Source organism: Oceanobacillus iheyensis HTE831 (assembly GCF_000011245.1).
Taxonomy (GTDB): Bacteria; Bacillota; Bacilli; order Bacillales; family Amphibacillaceae; genus Oceanobacillus; species Oceanobacillus iheyensis.
The window spans coordinates 1,100,848-1,126,814 of sequence record NC_004193.1 but is presented as its reverse complement, the minus strand read 5'-3'; the positions used below and the strand labels follow the sequence as shown (position 1 = coordinate 1,126,814).

23 protein-coding genes, 1 other RNA gene and 1 riboswitch are annotated in these 25,967 nt (G+C 35.2%); of the genes, 1 reads left to right on the top strand and 23 read right to left on the bottom strand.

The window, feature by feature from the left end; all coding sequences use genetic code 11:
• Positions 1-71 precede the first annotated feature (71 nt).
• From OB_RS05735 to OB_RS05670, 14 genes are all read right to left on the bottom strand, one after another.
• Positions 72-3,299: a carbamoyl phosphate synthase large subunit gene (locus OB_RS05735; protein WP_011065481.1), complete on the bottom strand. Its 3,228-nt coding sequence runs from the start codon at positions 3,297-3,299 to the stop codon at positions 72-74.
• The gene (locus OB_RS05730; protein ID WP_011065480.1) at positions 3,286-4,374 is read right to left on the bottom strand and encodes a carbamoyl phosphate synthase small subunit; all 1,089 of its coding nucleotides are present in this window, start codon (positions 4,372-4,374) and stop codon (positions 3,286-3,288) included. Before OB_RS05730 ends, OB_RS05735 begins: the two co-directional genes overlap by 14 nt.
• A complete protein-coding gene (locus tag OB_RS05725; RefSeq protein ID WP_011065479.1) occupies positions 4,367-5,566 on the bottom strand; it encodes an acetylornithine transaminase in 1,200 nt (399 codons plus the stop codon). Before OB_RS05725 ends, OB_RS05730 begins: the two co-directional genes overlap by 8 nt.
• The gene (argB, locus tag OB_RS05720) at positions 5,559-6,356 is read right to left on the bottom strand and encodes an acetylglutamate kinase (protein ID WP_011065478.1); all 798 of its coding nucleotides are present in this window, start codon (positions 6,354-6,356) and stop codon (positions 5,559-5,561) included. The genes OB_RS05725 and argB overlap by 8 nt, the downstream gene beginning before the upstream one ends.
• A 9-nt stretch (positions 6,357-6,365) precedes the next feature.
• Positions 6,366-7,589: a bifunctional ornithine acetyltransferase/N-acetylglutamate synthase gene (argJ, locus tag OB_RS05715; RefSeq protein WP_011065477.1), complete on the bottom strand. Its 1,224-nt coding sequence runs from the start codon at positions 7,587-7,589 to the stop codon at positions 6,366-6,368.
• 12 nt (positions 7,590-7,601) lie between these two features.
• The gene (argC, locus tag OB_RS05710) at positions 7,602-8,642 is read right to left on the bottom strand and encodes an N-acetyl-gamma-glutamyl-phosphate reductase (protein WP_011065476.1); all 1,041 of its coding nucleotides are present in this window, start codon (positions 8,640-8,642) and stop codon (positions 7,602-7,604) included.
• A 174-nt stretch (positions 8,643-8,816) separates the two neighbouring features.
• A complete protein-coding gene (locus tag OB_RS05705; protein WP_011065475.1) occupies positions 8,817-9,779 on the bottom strand; it encodes an alpha/beta hydrolase in 963 nt (320 codons plus the stop codon).
• 391 nt (positions 9,780-10,170) lie between these two features.
• Entirely contained in the window at positions 10,171-11,277 is a 1,107-nt protein-coding gene (locus tag OB_RS05700; protein ID WP_011065474.1) for an ABC transporter permease, read from the bottom strand.
• A complete protein-coding gene (locus OB_RS05695) occupies positions 11,274-12,530 on the bottom strand; it encodes an ABC transporter permease (RefSeq protein WP_011065473.1) in 1,257 nt (418 codons plus the stop codon). The genes OB_RS05700 and OB_RS05695 overlap by 4 nt, the downstream gene beginning before the upstream one ends.
• Before the next feature lie 10 nt (positions 12,531-12,540).
• The gene (locus tag OB_RS05690) at positions 12,541-13,473 is read right to left on the bottom strand and encodes an ABC transporter ATP-binding protein (RefSeq protein ID WP_011065472.1); all 933 of its coding nucleotides are present in this window, start codon (positions 13,471-13,473) and stop codon (positions 12,541-12,543) included.
• A gap of 159 nt (positions 13,474-13,632) precedes the next feature.
• Positions 13,633-14,328 carry a cytochrome c oxidase assembly protein gene (locus OB_RS05685; RefSeq protein ID WP_160162348.1) on the bottom strand — a complete coding sequence of 232 codons (696 nt, stop codon included), beginning with the start codon at positions 14,326-14,328 and terminating at the stop codon, positions 13,633-13,635.
• Positions 14,329-14,542: 214 nt separating this feature from the next.
• Positions 14,543-15,178: a response regulator transcription factor gene (locus OB_RS05680; protein ID WP_041544108.1), complete on the bottom strand. Its 636-nt coding sequence runs from the start codon at positions 15,176-15,178 to the stop codon at positions 14,543-14,545.
• 29 nt (positions 15,179-15,207) lie between these two features.
• On the bottom strand, positions 15,208-16,284 hold the full coding sequence (locus OB_RS05675) for a sensor histidine kinase (RefSeq protein WP_011065469.1): 1,077 nt from the start codon (positions 16,282-16,284) through the stop codon (positions 15,208-15,210).
• A gap of 12 nt (positions 16,285-16,296) precedes the next feature.
• A complete protein-coding gene (locus OB_RS05670; RefSeq protein WP_041544489.1) occupies positions 16,297-17,148 on the bottom strand; it encodes an SAM hydrolase/SAM-dependent halogenase family protein in 852 nt (283 codons plus the stop codon).
• A 154-nt stretch (positions 17,149-17,302) separates the two neighbouring features.
• On the opposite strand from OB_RS05670, the gene OB_RS05665 reads away from it, so the two are divergent.
• A complete protein-coding gene (locus OB_RS05665; RefSeq protein ID WP_011065467.1) occupies positions 17,303-18,400 on the top strand; it encodes an SDR family oxidoreductase in 1,098 nt (365 codons plus the stop codon).
• 16 nt (positions 18,401-18,416) lie between these two features.
• On the opposite strand, the gene OB_RS05660 is transcribed toward OB_RS05665, so the two are convergent.
• The 9 genes from OB_RS05660 to OB_RS05630 form a co-directional block, all read right to left on the bottom strand.
• The gene (locus tag OB_RS05660; protein ID WP_011065466.1) at positions 18,417-18,920 is read right to left on the bottom strand and encodes a DNA-deoxyinosine glycosylase; all 504 of its coding nucleotides are present in this window, start codon (positions 18,918-18,920) and stop codon (positions 18,417-18,419) included.
• Between the two features lie 227 nt (positions 18,921-19,147).
• Positions 19,148-19,708 (bottom strand): sugar O-acetyltransferase, encoded by a 561-nt coding sequence (locus OB_RS05655; RefSeq protein ID WP_041544107.1) that lies wholly within the window; start codon positions 19,706-19,708, stop codon positions 19,148-19,150.
• 47 nt (positions 19,709-19,755) lie between these two features.
• Positions 19,756-20,148 (bottom strand): hypothetical protein, encoded by a 393-nt coding sequence (locus OB_RS05650; RefSeq protein ID WP_011065464.1) that lies wholly within the window; start codon positions 20,146-20,148, stop codon positions 19,756-19,758.
• Between the two features lie 615 nt (positions 20,149-20,763).
• On the bottom strand, positions 20,764-22,068 hold the full coding sequence (locus OB_RS05645; RefSeq protein ID WP_011065463.1) for a nucleobase:cation symporter-2 family protein: 1,305 nt from the start codon (positions 22,066-22,068) through the stop codon (positions 20,764-20,766).
• Complete coding sequence (locus OB_RS05640; protein WP_011065462.1) at positions 22,068-22,652, bottom strand: xanthine phosphoribosyltransferase; 585 nt, start codon at positions 22,650-22,652, stop codon at positions 22,068-22,070. The genes OB_RS05645 and OB_RS05640 overlap by 1 nt, the downstream gene beginning before the upstream one ends.
• Before the next feature lie 118 nt (positions 22,653-22,770).
• A riboswitch (purine riboswitch) is annotated at positions 22,771-22,872 on the bottom strand.
• Positions 22,873-23,029: 157 nt separating this feature from the next.
• The gene (locus OB_RS05635; protein WP_011065461.1) at positions 23,030-23,404 is read right to left on the bottom strand and encodes a VOC family protein; all 375 of its coding nucleotides are present in this window, start codon (positions 23,402-23,404) and stop codon (positions 23,030-23,032) included.
• 280 nt (positions 23,405-23,684) lie between these two features.
• Positions 23,685-23,870, bottom strand: a non-coding RNA gene (gene ssrS, locus OB_RS17925) — 6S RNA.
• Positions 23,871-23,928: 58 nt separating this feature from the next.
• Positions 23,929-24,069 carry a small, acid-soluble spore protein L gene (sspL, locus tag OB_RS17920; protein WP_070097410.1) on the bottom strand — a complete coding sequence of 47 codons (141 nt, stop codon included), beginning with the start codon at positions 24,067-24,069 and terminating at the stop codon, positions 23,929-23,931.
• A 62-nt stretch (positions 24,070-24,131) separates the two neighbouring features.
• Complete coding sequence (locus tag OB_RS05630; protein ID WP_011065460.1) at positions 24,132-25,739, bottom strand: acyl-CoA synthetase; 1,608 nt, start codon at positions 25,737-25,739, stop codon at positions 24,132-24,134.
• Positions 25,740-25,967: the final 228 nt, after the last annotated feature.

Here is a 25,967-nt window from a genome sequence, read left to right as displayed (position 1 = left end):
TAGCAATCTTCTTTTTAGGAGGTATGGTAAGCTTTCGGATTACTTCGAATTCGAAAGCTTACACTTCCTAATTAATTTAAAGTCATTACTTCTTGTAAAGAAGCTGTATATGATTGTAATGACTGCACTTTTAGTTCAGTTGACTTCATACTTCCTAAAACGGTCTGAGCAGTCTCAAAGCTAGTAAAGTAAGGGATCTTATATCTATTACAAAGTTCTCGTAATAAATACCCTAATCTGGTTTTATCTCTCCCCTGATTTGGAATATTAATAACAACATCTGGCTGATGTTCATTAAAATATTCTTCTATCATTCCAATATCTTTTGATATAGCTTCTATCGAAAAACCTTTTTCCTGCAAAAATTTAGATGTTCCTTCTGTTGCTGAAAGACGGGAGAAAACATGACTATACTTATTCATAAATGCAATGCTATCCTCTTTCCAAAGATCACTAACAGATAGAAATACACCTAGTTTATATTTGTCATTAAAGTTAACCGGTACAATTGCTTTCTTGATAGCATCTTCAAAAGACATACTCATTCCGATTAATTCACCCGTTGACTTCATTTCTGGCCCAAGGATTTGATCGACACCTTTTAATTTGCTCGATGAAAATACTGGAGCTTTGATCGTATAATAATGAGGGGCTGGTAATAATCCTACTTTTGAGACAATATCAGTGAGTGGATATCCTAGTTGAGAATAAACCGCCCATTCTATCATCGGAACCCCTGTTACTTTACTGATAACTGGAACTGTTCTAGAAGCTCTTGGATTCACTTCCAATACATAGATAGTTTGATGATGGATAACAAATTGGATATTCATTATACCTACGATAGGCAATTTGCCGGCAATTTGTTTTGCAATTTCTATCATTCTTTCTTGCTGCTCAGATTTAAGCTCCCTCGGCGGAAACACTCCGATACTATCTCCTGAATGGACTCCTGCTTTTTCAATATGTTCCACAATTCCTGGAATAACAATATTCTCCCCGTCACTAATAACGTCTACATCGTATTCCATGCCTGGTAAATAGTCATCTATTAATAGTGGCCAGCAACGATCATGCGTATCTTCTTGAATTTTAGATACATAGGAAAGTAAATCTTTCTCATTGTAGCAAATATACATGGATTGCCCGCCTATTACATAAGAAGGACGAATCAAAACAGGAAAACCTAAATCTTTTACCGTTGATATAACTTCTTTTTGGTTGTGTACTATTTCACCTTTAATATGAGGAATCCCTAATTGATTTAGAAATTGATAAAATTGTTCTCTATCTTCCATTTGATCAATTTCTTTAGGTTTTGTTCCTAATAATGGAATTCCTTCCTTCTCTAATTCATTTGCCAAATTAATTGCGGTTTGTCCACCGAACTGTAACATAACACCATCGACTTTTTCCTTTTCGATAACATGAAGCACGTCTTCCAATGCCAAGGGTTCAAAATACAATTTATCTGCAACAGAATAATCGGTACTAACCGTTTCTGGATTATTATTTATCATAATCGTTTCATATCCAGCTTTTTGAAGCGCCTGTACGGCGTGTACGGAGCAATAGTCAAACTCGACTCCTTGACCAATCCGAATAGGACCAGAGCCAACTACTAATATTTTTTTCGAATCAAGATTAATCTGTACTTCATCCTCACCATACCATGTCGAATAGTAATATGGAGTAACTGCATCAAATTCTCCCGCACAAGTGTCAACCAATTTATATACAGGATGTACGTCGATTTCTTTAGCGAAATCTCTCACTTTCTTACTCGTTGTTTGCAGTAATTTAGCAATTTGAACATCACTTATATTGTACCTTTTTGCTTTTTTAAACAAATGAACAGGTAGCGATGCTAGTGTATAATTCGCTAACTCTTTTTCTGTGTGAAGAATATGTTGGATCTTTGCTAAAAACCAAAAGTCAATAAATGTCTTCTGATGCAATGTTTCAACAGATATCCCTCTATTCAGCGCCTCTGCTAACGCAAAAAGACGAAGATCATTTGGGGTTTCAATTAAACGGAATAATTCTTGATCTCCTCGTTCATCCATCTTTGGCCAATCTAAACCGGATACGCCTAATTCTAATGATCGAACTGCTTTGTTAAGCGCTCCTTCAAATGTTCGATCTATGGCCATTACTTCACCAGTTGCTTTCATTTGTGTTCCTAGTGAGCGATCCGCTTCAGAAAATTTATCAAAAGGAAAACGTGGTAGCTTAACGACAATATAATCTAATGCAGGTTCAAATGATGCATAGGTTGAACCGGTTACTGGATTTTTCAATTCATCCAAATTTAGTCCGATCGCACACTTTGCTGCCATAGAAGCAATTGGATATCCCGTAGCTTTAGATGCAAGAGCAGAAGAGCGGCTAACTCTTGGGTTTACTTCGATAATACAATATTCATTCGAATCCGGATTTAAAGCAAACTGGATATTACACCCTCCAACCACATTTAATGCACGAATAACCTTCACAGAAGCTGAACGTAACATTTGATATTGATGATCAGTTAGGGTTTGGGATGGAGCGACAACAATGGAATCACCCGTATGTACACCTACCGGATCCATATTTTCCATATTACAAACGATAATACATGTATCATTTGCATCTCGCATCACTTCGTATTCTACTTCTTTCCAACCTTTAATACTTTTTTCAACCAACACTTGATGAATTGGGCTTAATCCTAATCCTCTATTTAGTAACTCTTCAAACTCAGCTTCATTATGGGCAAAGCCCCCTCCTTCTCCACCTAACGTATAAGCCGGACGAAGAATAATAGGGAATCCTATTTGGTCAATAAACCGAAGTCCTTCTTCAACATTCGTAACAATTTTTGATTCGGATATTGGTTCATTTATTTCAATCATTAATTCTCGAAATTTTTCACGGTCTTCCCCTTTTTGAATGGAGTCAACACTGGTACCTAATAATTCCACTTCATATTTTTCTAGAATACCTGCTTCAAATAGTTCAATAGATAAATTAAGTCCGGTTTGTCCTCCTAATGTGCCTATTAATCCATCAGGTTTTTCTTTTTCAATAATTTTTACTAACGTTTCTTTATTTAAAGGTTCTAAATATACGTTATCTGCAATTTGTTCGTCTGTCATGATCGTAGCTGGATTGTTATTAACAAGAACAACCTCTATACCTTCATCTTTTAAAGCAAGACATGCTTGTGTACCTGCATAGTCGAACTCTGCCGCCTGCCCGATGATGATTGGACCCGATCCGATAACGAGTACCTTGTTTATGTCCTTACGCTTTGGCATGCGTCAATGCTCCTTTCTTTTCTCTCACTTCATTTAAGAAATCTTCAAAAATATAATTGGTATCACTTGGTCCTGGATGTGCCTCCGGATGAAATTGCACAGTAGTAACGGGATAGTGACAATGTTTCAAACCTTCTAAAGAACGATCATTTACATTCTTAAATAATACATCAAACTGCATATAATCAATGGTGTCTTCCTCTACTACATATCCGTGATTTTGAGACGTTATCCAGACCTTTCCGGTGAATAAATCTTTCACTGGATGATTACCGCCTCGATGACCAAAATGCATTTTCTTTGTCATTGCCCCATAAGCTAATGCAATTAATTGATGTCCCAGACAAATACCAAGTGTTGGGTAGTCTTGTGTTATTTGTTTGATAACAGGAAAATACGCTTGTAACTCCATTGGATCTCCGGGCCCATTACTAAGAACAATACCATCAGGGTTCAGTTCTTTTATGTGATGAAGTGGTGTTTGATAAGAAACAACCGTCACTTTACAACCTTGTTGAAGTAGCGCATTTCGAATTGATTTTTTATATCCGTAATCCATAATCGCAATATGAGTATCACCTGTACCATAGGTTTCTGATTGTTTAACAGACACACTATTAACTAATGACAATAAGCTACGTGTTTGCCAGGTTATATTTTTTGTTTCCCATTCGTCGGTCACTATTTTTGCTCGCAAAGAACCGTGTTCACGTATAATCATGACAAGCTGACGTGTATCAATTTCAAACAAACCTGGAATACCAGCTTGCTCTAATTGTTTTGAAAATGACCTTGTTAACTGATAGTGACTAGGTTCATCACAAATATCACTAGCAATAACAGCAGAAACAGCAATTTCTTTACTCTCATCATCGATATCATTAATCCCATAATTCCCAATAATCGGATAACAAAATGTAAGAATTTGACCTTTATAAGAAGGGTCGGTCATCATCTCCTGATACCCTGTCATACCGGTATTAAAAACAAGTTCACCTTCGATTGCCTGTTTATCTCCAATTAGAATTCCTTCAAATACTTCTCCGGTTTCTAATACTAAAAAACCTTTATCCATTTGTATTTCCCCCCAGTTCTAATGCCACTTCTTTCAACGCTTGTATACATATTTGTAGTTCCTCTTTTGTTGTCGTTAATGGAGGTAATATACGTACTACTTTCTCACCAGCTGGTAGCACAAGGATTTGTTTTTCGCGAAGTTTTTCAATCCACGCACTAGCCTGATTCATAACTTCTATACCCATTAAATAACCTTTACCACGAATGTCTTTAATCAAAGGAGAGATTTCTTTTATACTTTTTAATTGATTAAACAATTCCTCTTGACCTTCCTTACAATTTTCTAGAAAACCATCACTTAATATTTCTTTTAAAGTCGCGATACCAGCTGCTGCAGCTACTGGATTTCCTCCAAAAGTACTTCCATGTGTACCAGGCGAAAATGATGCCGCGATGTGTTGTTTCGCTAGCATGGCACCAATTGGAAATCCAGATCCCAAACCTTTCGCTACCGTAATAACATCTGGCTCTATTCCATATGGTTGATAGGCAAATAAACTTCCCGTGCGTCCTATCCCCGTCTGGATTTCATCAATCATTAGCAATATGTCCGCTTGCTTACAGATAGCAGCTAATTGTTTTAACCAATCTTTTTCTGCAGTATGTATGCCCCCTTCACCTTGAATAACTTCTAATAATACAGCAGAAGTTTTCCCATTATCGATTTCAGACAATGATTCTTTGTTATTAAATGGAAGATATCGAAACCCTTCTGTTAATGGAGTAAATCCTTGATGTATTTTTTCTTGTGCAGTAGCAGCCATAGTAGATCCAGTACGCCCATGAAAAGACTGTTCGAAAGTAATGATTTCAGTGCGGTCATCATACCCTTTATCTTTCGCATACTTTTTTGCTATTTTAATTGCAGCTTCATTTGCCTCTGCTCCACTGTTGCAAAAAAATACTTGATCTAAGCAACTATATTCAGTAAGTAACGCGGCTAATTTTTCTTGACTAGGAATATGATATAAATTGGAGCAATGCCATAAATCTTTTAATTGGTTTGATATAGCATGTTGTACATTATCTGGTACATGCCCTAAATTACAAGTTGCAATCCCCGATGTATAATCTAAGTATTTCTCCCCATTATCATCCCATAGGAAGCTGCCTTTTCCTTTCGTTGCTGTTATTGGAAAACGATTATATGTTTGCATTACTGCTGATGAAACTTTTGTTGTACTAGACATGCTCTACCTCTCTTTCTGTTAAAACTGTTCCAACTGTTTTTCCTTCTAAATAATTCTTTATTTCAATTGGATTCAAACCATTTAAAATAACGGACTCTGCAACACCGCTTTTTAGACTTGCTAAAGCAGAACGAACTTTAGGAATCATTCCTCCGTAAATAACGCCTGAATCTATTTTGCTTTCCACTTGTTGTTTAGTTAAATGATGATGAATTATTTCTTCTCCGTTCACCGATTCAATGACTCCCGGAATATTACTAACGAGTATTAGCTTTGATTGAAAAGCTTCAGCAACCGCCCCAGCAGCCATATCACCGTTCACATTATATCGCTTATCCGCATCACCTATTGCAATTGGTGAAATTACTGGAATGCCCCCACTATTCATAATGATTGATAACCATTCTGTATTAACTTCAACCACTTCACCAACCAAACCAAGCTTTCCATCATGCATTTGCTTTGCTCGTAGTAGTTTTCCATCTACTCCACTTAAACCAAGTGCATTTCCACCAATCGACTGTATACTTGATACAATGCGTTTATTGATTGTTCCACTCATAACCATCTCAGCAATACTGAGAACTTCCTCCGAAGTTACTCGTAAACCGTCAACAAACTCGGTTTTTATATTCATTTTACTTAGCGCTTCATTAATTTCAGGTCCTCCACCGTGAACAATAATTGGATTGCATGTTCCTGTTTCTTTTAGCTGTAACAGAACTTGATAAAACTTAGGAGAAAGTTGATTTAATACACTCCCTCCAACTTTAAACACGACTGTAGTCATTTCTTCACCTCACGTTCGATAAGATGCGTTGATTCTAATGTAATCATACGTTAAATCACACCCCCAAGCTGTTGCTGTGTCCATACCACTTTGTAAATCGATTACTATATTAACGGTTTCTTGATTTAAGGCTTGTTTGCAATCTTTCTCATCAAAATCAATCGGTTCACCATTATTTACAACTTGAATTCCGCCAATAGCAATCGATAGTTTGCTAGCTTCTACTGGTACACCACTATACCCAATCGCACCGATAATTCTTCCCCAGTTAGCATCATTTCCATAAATAGCTGTTTTTACTAGATTGGAAGAAATGACTGCTTTGGCAATTTGACTTGCTTGTTGATTTGTTGATGCGCCTTTTACAATTACTTCAATCAGTTTTGTTGCTCCTTCCCCATCTCGAGCAATCATTTTCGCTAATTCGATTGCAACGATGTTCCAAGCATCCATAAATACGGACCATTCCGGATGACTTTCATTTAACTCGTTATTTTCTGCTCTCCCATTAGCAAGTACTAACACCATATCGTTTGTACTGGAATCTCCATCAACTGTAATCTGATTATAGGATTGATCCGTAACCTTACGTAGCGCCTGCTGCAAGCTATCTTGATTAACATTTGCATCCGTCGTAATGAAAGAGAGCATCGTAGCCATGTTTGGATGGATCATTCCTGAACCTTTTGCCGCTCCACCAATAGTAACTAGCTTGCCATCGATTTCTACTTGCACAGCGACATGTTTCGTACTTGTATCCGTAGTTAGTATTGCTTTTTCAAAACTCTCTGCATCCACTTGAGTATGAGATAGTTGTCTGATACCATTTCTTACTTTATCCATCGGCAAGCGTTCACCAATAACTCCTGTAGAAGCTACAGCGACATGATGTTGTTCAATATTCAATTGATTCGCTACTAGTTTTTGCATAAGTAACGCATCTTCATAGCCCTGTTTACCTGTAAATGAATTTGCATTAGCTGAGTTCACAATAATAGATTGGATTTGCTTTGAATGCTCGATCGTATGTTTAGTGATTAGCAATGGTGCAGCTTGAAATGTATTCTGTGTATAAACACCGGCTGCACTTGCAGGAGTATCGGAATAGATCCAGCCTAAATCAAGTTTTTTTCGTCGTAGCCCACAATGCACCCCGCCAGCATAGAACCCTGATGGACTCGTCACATGACCATTTTTTAATATTGATATTTCTTTCACTGTGGTCGTTTCCATTGATACTCCCCCTTATGGATATACTGGCAAGAAAGATAATCCTGTTTTTTCATCCCATCCATTCATTACATTAATGTTTTGGATTGCTTGCCCTGCAGCACCTTTTACTAGATTATCAATTGCAGAAGATATAATTAGTTGATTTGTTCGTTTGTCGACATATGCTCCAATATCACAATAGTTACTTCCCGTAACGTCTTTCGTAGATGGGTATTCCCCTTGTTTTCGAATCCGGATAAATGATGATTGCTCATAATAATGTTTATACAGATCTATAACATCAGCGGTATCTATATCTTGTTGTAATGGTGCATACATCGTACACATTAATCCTCTGGTCATTGGAATTAAATGGGTCGTTAAAGTCACCCTTACAGAAGATTCTTCAACATGCTGAGATAAATATTTCTCGATCTCTGGTATATGTTGATGTGTTCCAATTTTATATGGAGTGACATTTTCATTTGTAGTTGAAAAATGTGTTTTTGCACTGGAATTTTTACCTGCTCCAGATATTCCAGTTTTGCCATCAATCATAATTCCTTTTGATTCAATAATATTATTTTCAAGCATTGGAATAAGACCTAATAAAGCAGCAGTAGGAAAACAACCTGGATTAGATATAATATTCGCTTGTTTAATCTTCTCTTGAAAAACTTCCGTTAATCCATATGCCGTTTTTTCTAGTAAAGCTTCACTTGCTGGCTTCTTTTGATACCACATTTCATAGTCACTGGAAGACAAACGTAAATCACCTGATAAGTCAATACATTGGATAGAAGAATCTAGAAAACTAGCAGCGATCTCTTTTGCTACTCCAGCCGGTGTTGCTAGAAAAACAATATCTATCTCTTCGATCAGTTGTTGAATATGTAGCTCTTGCATAGGTTGTGTAACATAGGTTGCAAGATGTGGATAGGTTTCATCAAGTAACTCTCCGTGTTGTGATTGCGAGATGATCTTTGCTAATTCTATATAAGGATGTGAATCTAACAGTCTAATAAGTTCAATAGCACCATAACCAGTACCACCAATAATCGCTGCCTTTTTCAAGATAAACCGCTCCTTTTTCAAAATGGAATTAATCCATATTATAAATTTTATTGTATGTTTATGCAAGTATAATTATAAAAATACATTAATATTTATGCATTAATATGCGAATTAAAGGCTTAAAACATGTATAAAAAATGAATAAACGGTAAGACCCTTTAAGAGTCTTACCGTTTATTTGTCTAGATATTTATTTAGAAAACGATTAAGTTTTTCAATATACATATCTTCATTCTTCACAAAAGCTTCACCATGTCCAGCAGAGTCAACTAATAATAATTCTTTCGGACTCGACGTTTTTTCATATAATTTTTCCGTCATCTCTGTAGGAACAAATTGATCTTCTTCCCCATGGACATAGTATATAGGAATTTCTGTTTTTTGAACTTGATCTAATGCAGAGGCCTCATCAAATGTATAACCAGCAAACATTTGTGTTACCAAACTTGTCGAAGGAATAAATGGAAATGACGGTAAGTTATACATTCGATCAATTTGGTAGTCAAACAAATCTGCAACACTTGTATATGGACAATCAGCTACAATAGCTTTCACATTACTTGGTAAATCTTCCCCGCTAGTCATCAGCATGGTTGATGCCCCCATCGATACACCATGTAAGACGATTTCAACATCTTCTCCAAACCGGTCAATAACTTGGTCTATCCAATCCATCATATCTAGTCGGTCATGCCAACCAAATCCAATATAATCACCATCACTTTGCCCATGTCCTCGCATGTCCGGTGTTAACATATGATAACCTAGTTCTTCCACATAGTGTTCTCCATAAAGAGCCATATCTTTACCTTTTCCTAAATAGCCATGTGCCATAATTACTACTTTATTCGAAGGCTCTTTTGCTCTTAAAAAATATCCTTCTAGATTTAAGCCATCATGAGAAGTAATATTCCAATTTTCATAGTTTTGTTCATCAGACCAGTTTCTCCAATCCCCGTCTAATAGAACATCCAATGTCTCAGCAGAAACTTCTAAATCCTGATTTCCACTTAAGAAATCCTTCACATTCCTTTCAATCGCTAAATGATAAAAGAAATATGCAGCTGCAAAATTTATAATAATAAGTAAGATTGCTATACTTGATACTATCCAAATCCACTTCTTTTTCTTCTTCACTTATATGCTCCTTTCTATATCTAATTCTATTATACTAAAAGAACAAACATGTGAAGAAACCATGTTATGGAAACACTGGAAAATAACAAAAGCGCAAGCGCCCGTTTATCACCGTATGTCCTGCGCCCCTGTTTTTCAAGGGGTGGTTCGACTGGTCGAACTTCTTTATTTCTTTGAGATAAAGGAAACACGATAAGCGTATGCGAATCGATGTTGACTTATCGTAAGGAGGTTTCCGGAAGGACAATAGGTGATGGGCGCTGGAGCTGGACGTGGCTAAATAACTTAGTTGTTTATCCACAGCCCCAAAATTTTATAATTTCCTAGAAAATAACAAAAGCGCAACAAGGTTTGGGACAAACTTGTTACGCTTTTTAATTTTATATCTTACTTAAATATGACGTCTTTCCATTAAGTGGATTCCAATTCCGGTAAATAATACGGTCATAAACAATAATATACTTACTGGCTGAACCATCTCTTCTAATGGATAATTGTATACGGAAAGCCCTTGTACAATCTCTAATCCATATTTTAATGGATTTAGATCAGCTAAAAATAGTAAAAATTTATTTTCCACAATTTCAAGTGGCCAGAATGCACCACCGATCATTGCTAAAGATACAGCAATAATAGAGATTACTGCATTAAATTGTTCTGAATTTTTTACAATAGCAGTAATTAAAATAGAAAGTGCTACGATAGCTAAAACATATGGTATCAGTAATAATAATACCTCCAAAAATCTTCCGCTAAAATCGATATTAAACCCATAATGAAAGATTGCAAAAATAAGACAGATTTGTACGTACCCCTCAAAAAAACTATAAATTAAGTTACTTATATACATTTCCGTTTTCTTTAGTGGGGATAAAATCATTCGATCCCATAATCCATTACGTTTTTCTACTAAAATAGTGAGTACATTGTAGGCGATCGTATAGATTGCAAAAAACAACGAAAATCCTGCGATTCGATGAATATTTCCATCATACAACCAATCCTGTTCACCTTGAAAGCTAGTTTTTTCAATTTCAATGAAGGAACCTTCCATACTGGTCAAATAGTTCTCCAATACTTCATCTTCATCTAATCCTGCTTGTATAGCCGCTTCCTGAATTTTCATTTCTCGTTCTTTTTCAACATACACTTGCTGTATGGTTTGACGAATCATTCCTAGATGAGTACTTTCCACACCTACAATTAAATCAAAATTATCTTCATAAAGGAGTATGCCTACATCTGCATCACCGTCTTTTACCTTTGTTTCTAGTTCGTCTTTACTGACCCACTCAAATGTAAAATATTCCTGATTTTGTATTTCTGATTTCATCTCTTCTTGAATATCTTCATCCCCATACACAGGGACAACGATAGTTGAGGCTGGACCTGTTCCACCAATGAGTAAAGCGAATATTACGGCCATGGCTGTAAATAAAAGGAAGGTAAATGGTTGCCGAACAAACCCTCTTATTCGTGAATAAAGGATCCCTTTCATATCTTAGACCCCCTTTTTGGATAACTAATTACCGCTAGTAAAATAGATACGACAGTAAAACATAAAAGTACTACAATATAAGATGCTATTTCTTTAAATGGAGCCCCTTGTAACACCTGAATATATGCACTTAAACTCGCTCCGTTTGGGGTTAAATTCCCAATTTGTTGAATAAGAGGTGATAATTCACCGATTGGAAAGAAGCTTCCTCCTAAGAAAGCAAAAATAGACACGATAATGCCAGAGAAAAACCCAATGATTTCTTCTGTATTAATACGATAGCTAATTGCTGTCAATAACACCGTAGTACCTCCTACTGCTAAAGCTAAAGACAGCGTTATAGTTAAAAATACCATCATACTTGGCCATGCTATTTTAAAAACTAACCAAGAGAATCCAAAAATAAAAAGTAACTGCATAAATGACACAATCGCTCCAGATATAAGTACACTTAAGAAAAATTTCCATCTCGACATATCTGCAACAATCAATCGATCAAATACGTGGATTTCTTTCTCACGATAGGCGAAAAATCCTAACGTTGAAGCAACATATAAAGCATTCATAACTGCCATACCAATCGTATAGTAGGCTTGCGAAGATATCGGTATACGTTGTTCCATATGTTTTAATTCTCCTGGCACATCATGGTTATTCAATTCTTCAACTGTAATTGGTAAATTACTTTCTTCCATAAATTGATTCATAACGATCATTTCATTAAAATTGTGAATGATGGATTCGACTACCTCAGTACCGATTTGTTGTTCTTGATTTAAAAATAATTCAAGTTTTGGAACTGAATTGTCTTCTAAAGCCATCGCTTGTAATAAATCCAAAGTAAAATCTTGCGGTACTTCGATAACTGCTGCATAATTAGCATCTTCTATAATTTTTTCTTTTTCAGATTCATCGATTTGATGCAATTCAATCATGCTACTCAGTTCTTCACTTAAAAACACATCTTCACGGAGTATAGTTGTCATGTGTAACGCATCTTTATCGGGAAATACATCTGATGAAACACCTAACTCATTCATATTTTCTAAAAACGTATCGACTTGTGATGTTTCATCTTGTTGTTCTAGCCAGGCTATCTTTATCGTTAATTGAGGATTATCTCCTTGCATAAATCCTGATAGTGCCGTACTAAGAATAACAATTAGAATAATTGGCAGCACCAACAACATCAATAGTTGAATACGGTTACGCAAGAGTAGAAGCAATTGTTTTTTAATTAATTGAACGATCATACACTACCTCCTAATCCCTTAGCGCTCTGCCAGTTAAATGCAGAAAAACATCTTCTAATGTAGGTGTTTTAACATTTAGCGAACGAATATCAACATCGTATTCTTCTGTTAGACGGATAAGTTCCGGAAAGAGATTAATCTGTTTTGGTATAATTAATGTAATTTCCTTTCCGTCTATTGTTAGTTGATTAATGGAAGGTATCAATTTCAGACTTTCAATAAAAGCATCGCTCCACCGGTCAGCAATCAATGATATAGTGTTTTCAGAAGATAAGATTTGCTTAATCTCCTCTTTGGTACCAGAAGCAATCAGATCACCTTGGTCCATAATATATATACGGTCACAAAGATACTCCACTTCTTCCATGTAGTGACTTGTATAGATAACCGTCATACCCTCTTTTTGATTCATTTGCTTCACTGTTTCTAAAATATAACTTCTTGATTGGGGGTCAATTCCTACTGTAGGTTCATCCATTACTAAGATTTTTGGTTGATGAAGCAATGCCACACCAATATTTAATCTTCGTTTCATCCCTCCAGAAAAATTCTTTACTAATTCTTTTCTTTTTTCCGTCAATCCAATTTGTACTAGTACTTCTTCCATTCTTTCTTTTACCACTTTGTTTGATAAACGATAAATCTTACCAAAGAACTTCAAATTTTCTTCCGCCGTTAAATCAGTATATAGAGCTATCTCTTGTGGTACTACGCCAATTTCTTTTCTTAATGAAGATGTTTGTTTCAATACACTATTATTTAAATAACGAACATCTCCACTCGTTGGTTCCAATAGTGTAGATAACATAGAAATAGCAGTGGATTTACCTGCGCCGTTCGGTCCAAGTAACCCGATAATTTCTCCACGTTCAATGAACATATTTAAAGACTTAACTGCCTCCGTAGTCTTAAACTTTTTAGACAGGTCTATTAATTCGAGCATTGTCATCCCTCCTTACTTTTACTATATTGAAAAATCACTTACCAACATACTGTCTTCCGTCATTTGTTTCCCCATTTATATATGACTCAAGTCATAAAATAAAACTATCATTCAGCCAGCGCCTTACTTCAACGATAAAAAGACACTGTCCTACCATCGTTATGAATGACTTGGGACAGTGCCTTCTTGAACACTTTGTTTACAAAATAATACGATTATATAAATTAAACAGGAGCTGATCCAAAATAAAACAACTCCAGTTTGCTGATGTATGACTGGATCAAAAGGTAATAATGAAGCATAAAATTGTTCTGGATAGTTAATCTCTACAGGCAGGCAAACTTCAATTGCGGACATAAATAATGTGATATCTGAATATACTCGGTAGACTCCTTCATTTGCGGTATATAAGAATAGAAAATAAGGAATGAGAAAAAGATGATGAATGCCTGCATACAACCAGAGTTTCTCACTCACTTTTATCTTATATAAAATCGAAATCCAAAATAATATACAAGAAATAAATAATCCGAATAAAAAGAAATGATTCCAATATAATTCCAACCTTGCAAAGTCAAACACTACCGGTAAATGATATCCATAAAAAAAGCTCAACAGTAATAACATCGATACCCATGGTTTCGTTAACCAACTTACACAAGTATGTACAAATGAGAATGTATTGATTTTAATGGGCTTCCAACCAGCTACTAATAAAGGAGCAGAAACTACGGTTAAAAGCAATATCTGTATCATATGTCCTTGAAAGGTTAAACGAGCAATAATATTTAACGGGCTGCCAATTGCTATAAATAATATTGTAACACCTAGTATGGTTAAAACAGCTTTCTTCATGCTTCCAGATTCCGTTACTGGTAACACAAAGAAATAACATATTATATACAGTAAACAAAAAAGTAATATCCCTGCATTCCAAAGTGTTGAAAAATGAAATTCATTTAAGAAGATTTCAATCATGTAATCACCACGACTTTTATCCTTAGAATATCTTAATTATAATTCATTAACTTGATTTTGGATCCATATAGTTGTAACAATTCAATGACATTTAATCTTTTGTAATCCCATGTCTGACTGCAAAAATAGCGAGTTGTGTGCGATCTCTTTGTTCGGTTTTTTGCAGTATCGAAGTGATATAATTTTTTACTGTTCCAATCGTTAGAAATAATTCATCTGCGATTTCCTTATTCGTTAATCCACTCCCAATTAACGCAGTAATTACACGCTCCCGTTCTGAAAGCTGAACAGATAATTCCCTCTTCGATGTATGCAATAATTTCGGCATTACTTTTGCTGCCACTTCATCATGAAGTACTAATCCACCTCTCATGCAGCTATGAATTGCGTCAATTAATTTCTTTCCATCGGCAGTTTTTAATAAAAACCCATTCGCCCCTTCTTTTAATGATTGCAACGTATATTCATCATCATTAAACGTCGTCAACATAAGAATACGTACATTTGGCCACTGGGATTTGATTTTCCTTGTTGCTTCAATTCCATTCATATCTGGCATACGTACATCCATTAAAATAACATCTACCGTATGTTCCATCATTTGTTCTATTGCTTCCACACCATTTGTAGCTTCACCAATAACTTTAATTTGCTTATCTTGTTCTAATAATATTTTTATCCCTTGCCGAACTATTTGCTGATCTTCTACTAACAACACTCGATACAATATAACCCCCACCTTTCTTAACAAGCCTCCTACACAGGGATTCTTCCTGATACAATAAAACGTTTTTCTAATTTATAAGCATTTAAGGTCCCGTTAACCTCTACCACTCTCTCTTTCATATTCCTAAGTCCAAACCCTAATTCAAATTGCTTTGACTCAAAAATAGCATTTGAGATTTCAAATGTAAGTGCACCATCAGCAGATTTACTTAATATAACATTTACCTCACGACTATTTGCATGTCGCATAGCATTTGTAATAGCCTCCTGGATAATTCGATATAAAATTACACTTTTGTCATTGGAAAGCGGAACATTAAGAACCCCTTTTTTCATTGTAAACTGTACAGTAATATGACTTTCTGCTTCAAGTTTACGTATAAGATGAATCACAGAAGCAATACCTTCTGACTCATCTAGCTGCAATGTTTTTACTGCTTGCCGAGTGTCTTCCAAACTTTCACTTGCTAATTCTTTTAATGTATCGAGTGAAATAGAAGGGTGTTCCATAGATAGTAATTCCAGTCGCATAATTAATGCAGTAAGTCGATGCCCAACTGTATCATGCATATCACGAGCAATTTTTGTTCTTTCTTCCATTCGAGCATTGTTTTCTAAAGTAATATTCATTCTTTTTAATTTTCGATACTCATTGAGTAGTTCATGGTAGATTTTACGGTAATATTCTTTTTGATGAATTTCTTTCAATACAAAATAACCACTTATCGCAATTGCAATGGTACTTATCAACAATCCAATCTGATACGTTTCTTGAATCCACATTATCATTAATATTCCAAGTAAAATAATTGCTGTTAACACATAGTACATACGAATAGATATGCGATGAAGTGAATCCCACAATAAAAACCAGAGCAACACAATCGAATAGAGGATTCCATCCGTATATAGAATAGCTCCTATAAAAACAACAAGTAATAACAACATGTATAATAACATTACGCTTCTTTTGAAAGTGAGGAAAAAAAACAACGACAATGCTACAGCACAAATCAAAATGTGATAGGAAATAAATTCACTGTCCACCATAATCAGCAATAACCAAATACCTAGAAAAATTCCAAGTCGTAACCCAAAAACTTTCATATAGAACCTCTTTTAATTTTTTTGTTTAGATTTTGTGATATATATCCTCCAATCTGAGCCCGTTTCAATTTGATATGCGTTCGCAAATGACCCTTGATTGATAGCGACTGCTAGTTTATCCAATGAATTCACAAATAATAAGGGCTCTCCCAAACGTGTTTCAGCGAAGGAACGTCCAAACAGAATATGATTTTGATACTTTTTCTTTCGCTCATTTTCAATAGATACTTCCACCCAATCACCATAAAAATACCCTTCTTGGATAAACATTTGTCGATCTATATTTGTCCATAAATTCCCGAAACGAACATCTAAAATATCAATATTCCCTAATATAATACCATTTTCAGAAGACGAGCCAGGTAGAGGTAAAGTAATGATTTCAGAGATATCAATAGATGGCCCAACACCTTCATAATTAATATTCCCTGCAGCTAATCTTGCACCAGTATACGCATAAACATCTCTCCCGTGAAATGTATAAGATTCTCCAGAACGTGGTAGCCTGTTTACTTTTTCATCAATTATTCTTACTTCTGTAATTCCAATTCGATCTGCGATATGAGTCAGTGTTCCATTATTTGGCGTGACGATGTAGTGATTACTCTTTGTTTTCGCAACTACACTTAAACGATCCGTACCTACTCCTGGATCGACAACCGATATAAATATGGTACCTTCTGGCCAGTAATCAATTGTCTGAGACAACCGATAAGAAGCATCCCAAATATTAAATGGAGGGATATCATGAGTTAAATCATAAATCTTTAAATTAGGGTCTACCGAAATCGATACACCATACATAGCATTTACTGCTCCATCACTTAAACCAAAATCTGTTTGTAATACTAGGGGGTTTTTCATCAACTTTTCAATCCTCCATGCATATATATCGTTTTACTATAGTTTGATTGATTTTTATTATACGTACCGATTTCACTTTAATCAACGAAATGTTAGAAAACTTTAAAAACAAACGCTATACTAAAATTATCATGTGATTTTTGGGAGGAGTACAATGAAGTATACTTTTTTCATTACTGGGTTTCCAGGATTTTTAGCTAGACACCTAGTTGAGCAATTACTTGTCGATTATCAAGAAGATATCGAACATATCTATCTACTTACTTTACCAACGGAATTAGCAGCAGCTCGAGAAGCAATTAACCAATCTGCTTATCATTCCATACCACGAGATCGTTATTCTATTATAAGTGGAGATATAACCAAAACAAATCTTGCTATAGAACCCCATATAAATAGACAATTACAAGAGAAAGTGACACATGTATTTCATTTAGCAGCTATTTATGATTTAGCTGTCCCATTTGATATTGCATGGAGAGTTAATGTTCATGGTACGAAAAACGTCAATAATTGGCTTAAAACATTAGGGAGTTTAAATCGATACATATACTTTAGTACTGCTTATGTATCTGGGACTCGACAAGGCACTATTTTGGAAACAGAGCTCAACATGGACCAAACTTTTAAAAATCATTATGAGGCTTCAAAATTTGAAGCTGAAGTTCTTGTAGAAACTCTAAAAGAAACGATACCAACCACAATTATACGACCAGGAATTGTCAAAGGGCATTCAGAAACTGGTTACACTGAAAAATTTGATGGAATATACTTTTTATTGAATATGTTTGAACGTATGAAAATGATAAAACATATTCCTTTTATAAGTGAAGGAAATGTAGAAGGTAATTTTGTACCTTACGATTATGTACTGAAAGCAACAAGTTATCTCGGATTTCATCCGATCGGAGAAGGTAAAACCTATCATTTAACTGACCCAGCGCCATATACAATGAGACAGTTGTACCAAATGATAGCTGAAATTCACTTGAGCGTAACACCAAATAAAACTATTCCTATATCCCTTGCAAATTATCCACTTTCCTTATCTTTTATTCGCAAATGGTTACAAACGGAAAAAGAAGCATTAGCCTATTTTGAAAACAACTGTTCATATAGTAGTACACAGGCATCAAAAGATTTAGAAAAGACAACAATTCAATGCCCTGATTTTAAAGACCAATTGCAACCCATGATCGATTTTTATCATAAATACAAAAATGATTATCAACGTCATGTAATCATTACTTAGTCGTTAGCTTGGAGGGTTATTCGTTACTATCTATAATAATTTTCCAAGCCTCGATCTTTTCTTCTAAGTTTTTATTGTATTTACCAGGAATTGGACTAGTAGAAGGTAATTTAACCACATCAACATTCGGGAAGCTTTCTAAAGAAAAATTTTTTCTAAATATGTCATACGCTTTTGTGCCATTGCAGCCAATCAATTTAATTGTGGGGTAATCTTGTACTAATCCAATAATGTCGTTAGGTTCAGCATCTTGAATATTCACATCTAAACTCCCTTCTCGATAACAACTTCCAATGGTATCCCATAGAGCAATACCATGTCTTTTTAACATACTTAATTTATCTTGATAGTTGTCTACACGTTTTTCTTCCAATAATGTAAACATGATGCTCCAAAAATGATTTCTTGGATTACCATAATATTGTTGTTCTGCAAGTGATTTCACTCCAGGCATTGAACCAACTATTAATACTCTTGGATCATCAGGAATAACTGGAGCAAATGATTGTAATCGATCCATATAAATAACATCCATCCTTCCTCTATAAGAGGTTGTTCTAAAATCCGGTGAAAATGAGCTTTCACAGGATGTGGTAATTCTTGGTTGCCCTTAGAACGTGGGAGATTTTAGCAGAAGTTCCTACCTGTCAGCTTGCTTTTTTAGGTTCTCACGTATGAACTGCATACGTTCCGCTACTTAAAGCTACACCACCTCAATTTTCTCAGTCTTTTCTTTTTGAACACGCACTATAACAATATCTCTTTCATAAACTTTGCCGGGTTTCCTCCGTACACTGTATTTGTAGGAACGTTTTTCGTAACAACGGCACCTGAAGCTATTACCGCATTATCTCCGATTGTTACACCGGGATTAATAATTGCTCCGCCACCAATCCAGACATTATCTCCTATGGTAACAGGCTTTCCATACTCCAGTCCGCTCTTTCTTTCAACTGGGTGAAGTGGATGAGTAGCAGTAAAAATCTTGACTCCTGGTGCCAACATACAATCTTCACCAATTCTTATTTCACAAATATCCAACAATATACAATCAAAATTAGCGTAGAAATTCTCCCCAATATGAATATTAAAACCATAGTCACATCGAAAATGAGGTTCAATAAAAATATTTTTTCCGGTACTACCAAATAATTCTTTTAACATACCTGAACGTTTTACAACATCCTCTTCCGTTGTCGCATTATAGTAGCGAGTTGCTCTTCTCGCAAATTGTCTCGCTTTATATAATTCAGGGTCCGCTGGTTTATATAATTCGCCGTCTATCATCTTTTGCTTCTCTGTTTTCAATATTCTTACCTACCCTCAACTTCAGATTAAATTACCAAAATAAAAATCTATTTCTCACTAATCTCTCTTTGGCTATGATTAGTACGTTGTTTCCATTTATTCTGAATACGGCTAATAAGTCCTTTTGTCCATTGATATACTTCCTTCATTTGAATTCCAATAATCATCCAAACAAGTAAAAATAAATGCCCAAAGACTATAACTATCGCCCATCCATTCGCATTTCTTAGTTGATTCCAAATATAAACAATTTCATTTGTGCCTTCTAGTCTGTAAATACTAAAAAGAAAAGTCATCAATGGTAGTAATAATGAAAGAATAATACCTAAACTAGAAAGTATTTCAAACTCTCTTCGAATCCAATGTACAACGGAAATACATAAAACAAATAGTATTCCTAATAAATAAATTACAAATAGAAAATATGGAATATCAATCATAACAACGCCCCTATTCTTTTATTCTATGATATTGGAAGAAAAATAGTAGTTTATAATTTTTAATTATATGTATCATTTTATCTAAGTTAACAAATATTACAATAGAACCAATTTCATAATTGCTAATTTTTATAAAAAACGATTAATTAGTAAAGATGATGCTGAAAACTCTGCTAGGATCTGCCATCGAAAACAAAACAGTGTAATATTTGAATTTTATACCAAGGATATTAAATTCATATAATAGAACAAAAGCGCAAGCGCCCGTTTATCACCGTATGTCCTGCGCCCCTGTTTTTCAAGGGGGGGTTCGACTGGTCGAACTTCTTTATTTCTTTGAGATAAAGGAAACACGATAAGCGTATGCGAATCGATGTTGACTTTCACCGCACGGGTATAAGTGCGACTATGCCTCACAAAGAACACTCGGCAGTCTTCTTTATCCTAAGGAGGTTTCCGGAAGGACAATAGGTGATGGGTGCTGGAGCTGGACGTAGCTAATTAACTTAGTTGTTTATCCACAGACCCAAAATTTTATAATTTCCTAGACAACGAAGAAAAGAGGATATTATGCTCCTACAGCATAATATCCTCTTCCTTGAAATGAATCTTTTATTAAACAATATCCTCTGCTAACTCTCTGCTATCAGTTGTTTGTTGTTTTTTAGAACGCTGTGGTAACATATGAAATAATATATTTAATACTATTGCAGTTACGCTACCTGCTACAATTCCATTACTCGTTAATATTTGTAAACTATTCGGAATTTGTGCAAATAGTTCTGGGACAACTGTAACACCTAAGCCCATCCCAACGGAGCATGCAATGATCATAGAATTTTCATGCGAGTCGCTAATTACTGCACTAAGCATCTTGATCCCTTGAGCAATGACCATACCAAACATTGCTACCATTGCCCCTCCTAATACAGCTGTTGGAATAATTGTAGTAAGTGCTGCTATTTTTGGTATTAATCCTAAAGCAATCAACATGATACCCGCAACAACAATTACTCTTAATTTTTTCACGCCAGTCATTTGAATTAAACCAACGTTTTGAGAAAATGCTGTATATTGTAAAGCATTAAATATCCCACCTAGTAAAATGGCCAACCCTTCTGCACGATATCCTTTCGTTAAATCTTTCTCTTTTAATTTCTTATCTGTGATATCCCCTAAAGCAAAATATACTCCGGTAGATTCCACTAACGATACCATCGCAACTAATATCATTGTAATAATTGCCGGCCATTCAAAGGTCGGAGTCCCAAAATAAAAAGGTTGAATCATATGGAAGTAAGACGCATCTGCAACTGCCGTAAAATCAACTCTTCCCATGAAACTAGCAATAATTGTACCTATAGCTAATCCAATTAAAATAGATATGGAGCGTAAAAATCCAGTTGTAAAGCGATACATAAGTATAATAAATAATAATGTGCCAAATCCAAGTGAAATATTTGCTAATGAACCAAAGTCACTTGCACCTTGTCCACCGCCAAGATTGTTAATAGCGACTGGAATTAGAGTAATACCAATGATGGTTACTACTGAGCCAGTTACAACTGGTGGGAAAAATCGAACAAGTTTGCCGAAAAATCCACTAATTAGAACTACAAATATACCTGAAACAATAATCGCTCCATAGATAGCAGTTATCCCATATTGCCCACCAATGGCAATCATTGGTGCAACTGCTGTAAATGTACATCCTAATACTACTGGCAAACCAATACCAAAGAAACGATTATTCATAACTTGAAATAGTGTAGCAATACCACACATAAAGATATCGATGGCTACAAGATATGTTAATTGTTCAACTGTTAGCCCAAGCGCTTCCCCAACAATTAATGGTACTAAAATGGCTCCTGCATACATTGCTAATACATGTTGAAATCCCAGAGCTGCGATCTTCATTATATACGAGCCTCCTCTTTAAACCTTACTGTTCCATCCGATAATGATTCTACTATGGCTAAAGATTCTACTCGAATACCTTTATCTCTTAGCTGTTTTCCGCCAGTTTGAAAACCTTTTTCGATTACAATACCTACACCCACTACTGTCGCTTTCGCTTGTTTCGCTATTTCTAATAGACCTAAGGCTGCTTGGCCATTTGCTAAGAAATCATCCATAACTAAGACAATATCGTCTTCATGGAGAAAATCTTTTGAAACAGAAATTTCATTCGATGTCTTTTTTGTATAGGAGTATACTTCCGCAGTAAAAAGATGATCGGTTAGTGTGAGCGATTTTCTTTTTCTTGCAAAAATTACTGGAACGTCTAACTCCAAACCTGTCATTGTTGCAGGTGCAATTCCTGAAGATTCAATGGTTAATATTTTTGTAATTCCAGTATTTCTAAATTTTTTTGCAAATTCTTCTCCAACTTGCTTCATTAATTTAGGGTCTACTTGATGATTTAGAAAAGAATCAACCTTTAACACAGTATCCGACAACACTCTTCCTTCTTCGATGATTTTATTCTTTAGTAACTCCATGCTTCCATTCCTCCTAAAATATAAAAAGCTCGAAAATCCGCCTATAAAAAAGCAGATTTCCGAGCTTGAAATGTCGAAAATTTAAAAACGATAGTCTTTGAGTTTGATAGATAGAATATCGAATTTTCCGCTTTTCCATAGTCGGTTCATTTACGGTAAACCGGTAGAAACTTGCAGGCCATATCCCCGCGATTATATGAAAAAACTATATATAAGGTTTCAAGATGAAGAATGTATTCAGTATAGCATTTGCAGGCAAAAAAACAAGCTATTATAAAAAAGAAAAACCTTTCTCACAATTGTGATAAAACAAAACTTCAATCATCAATGCCATTTTTCTCCTGAACAAACATGGATACACTTTTTTGGAATAAAAGTTATTTTTTGTTCCACTCTAAAAACTCTAAACGATTACCGAAAGGGTCGCGCACATAAAATCGGATCGCACCTGGTAGTTTATTATCGGATTGTGTCACTATCCCTTTTTCTTCTATATAACGTTGGAAAATTGGAAGATTTTCTACTTCGATTGCAGGATGTGCTTTTTTTAGCGATTGGAAGGGTTCCTCAATACCTATATGCAAAGAAACTCCCTCTGATTTAAACCAAACACCACCATTTTTCTGTAATACCTTTGGTTTTATTTCTTCTTCAAACCCGAGTATATTAATATAAAAATCTCTCGCTTCATCCTCAGATCCTGTTGGTGCTGATAACTGGATGTGATCAATGTTTTTAATTTTAAAGTCCATTCTAATTCTCCCCTTATCGATTCTTACTCTTAGAATATCAATAAACAGAAGAATTGAATAATTCTATTTTAGAATATAATTTGATTACTTTTTGTTATCGTTTTAAGGATACATCCGGAAAAAGTATTCAAGTAAAAGAGTAAACAGAATGATTATTTTTGAAAACCTCCTACAGAAACCTACTGTGCTTATCCAAAAAGTGTCTAGCTTCAGTAATAGTGCCATACAAGAAAAAAAGCCCGCTCTCTGATGAGAACGGGCTTAATCATTAAAATTATGTATACAGGCCACATTTGCCGTATCTTGTAATAAAAAGTTTTAAACCACCACTTCGCAAAGTGGGTGTTCGCAGAAAACTTCCTGCCTTCCGCTTCAACGGCGGCTCGGCATTCCAATTTCGATGTAAAACTCCCTATTCCAACATTAGAGGTTAAAACTTATATTAATACGAACAATGTAGCTTGTAGAGATATCATAACGTTTTTTGTCCTATTTATCAATAAGCTATATTTACTAATTTTTTCCTATAACTTTGTATTCTTTTTCTTAGCACGTTGTTCTAATTGGCTTTCTGGGGACTGACTAGCTTCATCTTCTGACTTCCCCTGTGGATTCACACTAGAGTTTACTTGTTTTTTGCTCCAATTAGTATTTTTTTGGTTCAATCCGACCACCTCCTTGTCTTATTGTTCGTATTCTAGACAAGGATATACATTCAGATCTATATTCACAAAGTAGAAAAATCCACATCTTCATAATTATTTCGTAACGATCGTTTTAAGACTTTTCCGCTCGGATTTTTCGGTAATACATCCGTAAAATCTACATATTTTGGTATTTTAAACTTGGATAACCGACCACTGCAATATTCGATGACTTGTTGTTTTGTAACTATATTTTCTTCTTTTAATACAATAATAGCAGTAACTGCTTCTCCCCAATAAGGATCTGGAACACTAATTACAGCTACTTCTGATACGCCATCAATTTCATATATAACCTCTTCAACTTCACGACTAGATACATTTACTCCTCCAGTAATTATCATATCCTTCTTGCGATCTACAATCGTGATATACCCTTCTTCATCCATAAATCCTAAATCTCCACTATGGAACCATCCGTGCTTAAACGCCTCTTTCGTTTTTTCTGTAGCATATAAATATCCCGTCATCGCGTGAGGGGTTCGATGTACAATTTCTCCAACGATTCCGCGAGCAACTTCCTCTCCATTGGCATCTATAATTTTTGTCTGTACATTTAAACTCGGTAATCCAGCTGAACCTAACTTTCGTAATTGGTCTTTTGGTTGTAGTACCGTTGCTAATGGAGCTACTTCTGTCTGCCCATAGCAGTTCCAAAGTTCGATTTGCGGAAGTCTTTCCGTCAACTCTTTAATAATTTCCATTGGCATAATTGCTGCTCCATAGTAACCTTTTTTCAAGGAACTTAAATCTCTTTTATTAAAATCTGGATGCCGTAATAAGCCAATCCATACAGTTGGAGGGCAAAATAATTGAGTTACTTGCTCTTTTTCAATGGTTTCTAAGATTAATTCCGGACTAGCAGAAGGAAGGATGACGCCACTTGATCCGATGTATATACTTGGACCTAAGAATACATGAAGTTGTGCACTATGATAAAGAGGCAATGCATGTATAGAAATATCATGACTTTCCATTTTACAATCAATAATAGTACTGACATATTCACTTACGATACTTTTATGAGTCAACATTACACCTTTTGGTTTTGATTCAGTTCCACTTGTATACAATATATGTGCTAAATCATCATCATAAATTTCCACCTCTGGCATTGTAGAAGATTGATTCGATTGAATTTGATTTAATGCTATCCACTGACCGCTTGATTCCACCTCTGTTGGTACAACTTCTAAGGCTATATAATGTTCAAGGTTTTTATCTTCTGCTGCAGCTATTACTACATCTCTAAATTCAGTAGACGCCATTACACCTATTGCCATTGAATTTTCTAATATATACCGTATTTCCTGGGATGTAAGCATGTAATTAACAGGAATTAATACTGCTCCAATTTTAGCAAGTGCATACGTGACAAGTACAAAGTCCAAACTATTTTTTGAAACTAAAATTAGCTTGTCACCCTTTTTAATCCCGATATTCAGAAATCCATTAGCTGTTTGATTTACAAGGTTATCAAGTTCTTGATAGGTTAGTCTTTCAGACCTGTAAGCGATTGCATTTTTATCCGGATAGCGCTCACTTGTTCTTGTTAATAGATCGCCTAATGTATTTCTTCGTACTCGATTAATTAATCTATCTAACTCTGTATCGATTTGATTTAATTCCAATGACCTCACTCCCCTTATAATTATTTAACTATTATTATAATTCAGATATATGAGGTTGTCACTGTGTGATTTATAATAAAGAAGAATTGAAATAAAACAAAAGGTATTTTGTTCAAAAGACGGAGATAGCTAGAATAAACATAAGAAATATGTGGATACTCTTTGAAAATCAATAATCGATTTTCTGATTGAGAAGTATTGCTTCGAGGTCTTCTTATCCTATGGGAA